This window comes from Halomonas sp. DP4Y7-1 (genome assembly GCF_019800705.1).
GTDB lineage: Bacteria > Pseudomonadota > Gammaproteobacteria > Pseudomonadales > Halomonadaceae > Halomonas > Halomonas litopenaei_A.
This window is the reverse complement of the sequence record NZ_JAHVKS010000033.1, coordinates 1-812: the sequence shown is the minus strand read 5'-3', so window position 1 is coordinate 812 and position 812 is coordinate 1. Positions and strand designations below refer to the sequence as shown.

General features: G+C 64.3%; 1 protein-coding gene. It reads left to right on the top strand.

Features of this window, described 5'->3' with window-relative positions:
• The coding region (locus KUV72_RS19710; protein WP_222239519.1) for a hypothetical protein at positions 1-812 on the top strand (812 nt) is incomplete at both ends.

Below are 812 nucleotides of genomic sequence, written 5' to 3'. Positions count from 1 at the left end.
GTGGAAGGCCAGAGCGTCAACGGCAGCTGGACCACCGATGCCGGTGCCGACGGTGCCACCGTTACGGTGACCGTGGGTGGAGACTCCCTGGTTCTGGGTAGTGCAGCGGATGCCACGGTGTCCTTCGACCTGACCGAAGGCACTCTGACCGTTGGCCGCGATGGCAACTGGACCTTCGAGGCGAATGCCAACCAGGTACAGAACAGCGCCGGTACTCCGTCGATCGACTTCACTATCGAGACCGTCGATAGCGATGGTGATATTGCCTCCGATAGCCACACCGTCACCATCACCGACGGTACCGGCCCGACGGTCACCGTCACCGACAGCGATCCGGCGACCACCAACGCCGCCGTGTCCCTGGATGATGCCGAGACCGAAGGCGACGCTTCCTCTACGGACGTGGCCAGCCTGACCTTTACGGCGGGCAGTGATGCCATTGCCAGCATCGGCTTTGGCGATACCGGCGCGATCAGCGTCGATGGCCTTAATGGCACCCTGACCTGGACGCTGAACTCCGCCGGTCAGCTGGAAGGGCGTACCGAAGCCGGTGGCGAACCGGCCATCACCCTGACGCTGAACAACAACGGCTCGGTTACGGCTGGCCAGTCCTCGGTAGTGACCGTGACGGCCACCCTGGCCGACAGCTTGGCCCATGCCGATGGCGTTGATGCACTGACCATCAGCGGAATTACCGTGGTCGGCACCGACACCGACGGCACCAGCACCGAGGCAGGCGTCTCGGTCAGCGTGGCCGACGATCAGCCGACGCTGCAGATCGGCGACTCTACTGAGCCGGGTACCGCGACAGT